General features: G+C 56.7%; 3 protein-coding genes. All 3 read right to left on the bottom strand.

Annotation, left to right across the window (positions count from 1 at the left end; translation table 11 throughout):
• Positions 1-929: sensor histidine kinase (locus ACH2EH_RS20915; RefSeq protein ID WP_395144763.1), on the bottom strand; the 929-nt coding region annotated here is incomplete at its 3' end.
• A 93-nt stretch (positions 930-1022) separates the two neighbouring features.
• Positions 1023-2792, bottom strand: a complete 1770-nt coding sequence (locus tag ACH2EH_RS20910) for an ATP-binding protein (RefSeq protein ID WP_395144761.1) — start codon at positions 2790-2792, stop codon at positions 1023-1025.
• Positions 2793-2950: 158 nt separating this feature from the next.
• On the bottom strand, positions 2951-3135 hold a 185-nt coding region (locus tag ACH2EH_RS20905; RefSeq protein ID WP_395144759.1), incomplete at its 5' end, for a type II secretion system F family protein.

Raw genomic sequence — 3135 nt, 5'->3', positions numbered from 1 at the left:
TCAAAGTAGGCGTGCGCGGAGCCAAGCCCCTCACTGCTGGAGAGAAGGCTGAGGCAGTAGCGTCGCACCTCCGTAAGCACTCGCTCGTAGTGGGGGTCGTCCGAGATAGGCAAGGGAAGCGAAGGATTGGGCAGGGTAAAAGAGACGGTCACTCCTTGGTTTAGGCCGGGGGAGTCGAGCGTGATCTCTCCCTGGCTCCAGTGCACAAAGAGGCGCAGTGTCTGCAAGAAAGGCCGCCCTCCAATGATTCGTCGGTCACGGTCTGCAATCAAGGGTACTGTGCTGGACTCCAGCCGTAGCTTTGTGAGAAACGCAGGTGTCACGCCCAAGCCCTGATCGCGAACGGTGAAACGAAGCGTCTCGGGGTTTTCCTGTACCACCGTAAGCCGTACCTCGCCGCCATCGGGGGAGTATTTTAGGGCATTTTCCAGAAGCTCGTTTAGCGCTTGCTTGAGAAATTCCTCGTCGGTGCGCCACTCCAGCGGGACATCCTCAGCAATATCCCAGAGCAGTGTGTGTGTGGGCTTCCGGTAGCGCGAGCTCTCGGCGTAGGTTTGGACAGTATCAAGGAGTGTGCGAAGAACGAACCACGCAGGTTTTGGGTGGGATTTCGTGACAAGGGAGTCGCGCAGGGGATCGTGGACAAACCACTTAAGGCGATCACACTTGGCATCCATGATCCGCAAGAACTCCAGGCGATCCTCGTGCGTAAACATCGTGCCGTCTTCGTCCATGAGGAGCGTCGAGACAAAGCCCTTGATTGAAGTGAGCGGGATGTGCAGGCGCTCACGGGGCTCGGGTTCGCAGAAAGGGAAGACGTGCTCCGTGACGTAGGTGAGGTAGGCATCAAGTGCCATCTGTCGGCGCTCGGCGTGACGGGAAAAGAGCTGATGGGCTTCCTCGGAGAGTGTGATAGTCACGGTCGGCATAGACAGCGGTCCTAAAAATACAAAACCCCACCTCCTGGATTCCCCCGTCGGACGGGGGCTAGGGGGTGGGGCAGGAGGAGGGACTCTGGCCGTCTACCCCGCGACCCGGCTGGAGAGCGAGGCGGCGTTCTCGTCGAACTCGGGCTGCTTGATCGGGAGGGTGAAGTAGGCCGTGGTGCCCTTGCCGAGGCCATCGGAGTGCGCCCACATCTCACCGTTGTGGATGTCCACGAAGGATTTCACCAGAAACGCTCCGATTCCTGTGCCGTTGATGGAGCGTGTATCGCGGTTGTCGGCGCGGGCGAACTTCTGGCCGAACTTCTGTAAGAACTCTGAGGTCATGCCCAGGCCATGATCTGAGATCGCGAACTGAAGGGTGTTGTCGTCCTTCTTGCTCACGTGCAGGTGCACTGCGCCCCCATCGGGGGAGTACTTCAGTGAGTTGCCCACGAGGTTATGGAGGATCTGCTCAAACTTATCGCCGTCGGCTTCGATGATCTCCGGGACATCACTGTCAATGCTGAAGCCCAGAGTATGGCTTTCTTTTTTGTAGGTGGAGCCATTGTCAATCATGATGGCCTTCTTGACCAGCTCATGGAGCGGTACTTCCTCAAAATTGGGCATCATGGAGGCACCGGCCTCGATGCGGCTCACGTTGAGTAAGTCGTCAATTAAGCGCTTCAGGCGGTCGCACTCTTTGTCTACAATGCCGTAGAACTCCAGGCGATCCGTGTGCTGAAACATCGTGCCGTCTTCGTCCATGAGCAGCGTCGAGATAAAGCCCTTGATCGAGGTCATCGGGGTACGTAGCTCGTGCGAGACCGTGGAGACGAAGGCGGTTTTAAGCTTGTCAATATTCTTCAGCTCCGTGATGTCACTGAAGATGGCGGCGGTGCCGACCATATCACCGTTCTCGTTGCGCACGACCGTGGACTGGATCTGGAAGACACGAGTCACGTCGTCGGCACCCGTGATGGTGACTTCCTCCTGGACATTGGTGTCCAGCTCCTCGGAGACCGCTTTGCCAAGCACTTCACGCACGGTATCGTCTTTGACGAGCTGATCGTAGGTGCGCACACCAAGCACCTCCCCGGGTTCTAGCCCGAAGATTTTCCGCGCCGACGAGTTCATCTGAAGCACGCGTCCGTTGCGACCGATCATCACCAGCCCCGCCGTCAGAGCATCGGTCATCTCGTGGAGCTGCTCTTTTTCCTCCGAGAGACGACGGAAAGTTGAGGCCGTGTTGATCACCGCAGCGGCGTTGCGGGACATGCGATCCAGAAGCTGGACGTCCTCGTCAATGAAGATCCCGCCGAACTTTTTGTTGAAGACCCAGATCACCCCAATGGTCTTGCGATCCACAACGGCGTTCGTCTCATCGTCGCGTTTCTCCACGATGAGAGGAACAGAGATTCCATTGCGGATCCCAAAACGGGCGAAGGCTTTGCTGTCCTCGCGCGTATCGGTCTCGGTGTCGTAGAGAATAACGGACTTGCTTGAGGCATAGCACACGCCTGAGGCTCCCTCGCTCTCACCGATGCGAAAGTCCTCTAGTTGCCCCTCCTCAAAACCCAGAGCGGGTTGACCGGCATAGAGCTCGTGAGTCTCCGGATCGTGGATCATGAAGAGGCACTTGCCACCCTGCACGATCATTGCGATTCGGGTCATCAGGCGCTTGAGGGTCTCTTCCAGCTCGGAGAGCTCGGCAGTAGGCTGGGCATTTTCGCTGGCGGTCTGAACCTTCTGGTTGAGGTCTCTGATCGACTTCTCAAGCTGAGTGACGGCTTGAGTTTTCTGATTGAGCTCCGACTCCAGATTGGAAATATGTGCCTTAAGGGACTCGACGCTGTCGTCCAAGTTCATCGAGGGGAGGGTCCTTTCTTGCTGACAAGAATCTACCAAATAACTAGGAAATGCTACGGCGCGGCAGAGCTGCCGCGCCGGAAACTCAGTATACAGCAATCTCCCCCGTACAGTCAACGCATGAGGGAGGAAGTGGAGAAACTGACAGATTAAGATTTCTAGCGAATCTGATTGATGATCGAGAACATCGGCCCCATGATTGAGATGACGATAAAGCCGACAATCACTCCGAGAAAAATGATCAGGATTGGTTCGATAAGGCTGGTAAGGGCCTTGACGGTCGCATCCACTTCTTGCTCATAGAACTCGGCGACTTTCACCAGCATCTCCGACATACGACCCG

The organism is Armatimonas sp. (assembly GCF_043760365.1).
In the GTDB taxonomy this organism is placed as follows: Bacteria; Armatimonadota; Armatimonadia; order Armatimonadales; family Armatimonadaceae; genus Armatimonas.
The sequence above is the reverse complement of the archived record's forward strand: the minus strand, read 5'-3'. Positions and strand labels throughout refer to the sequence as shown.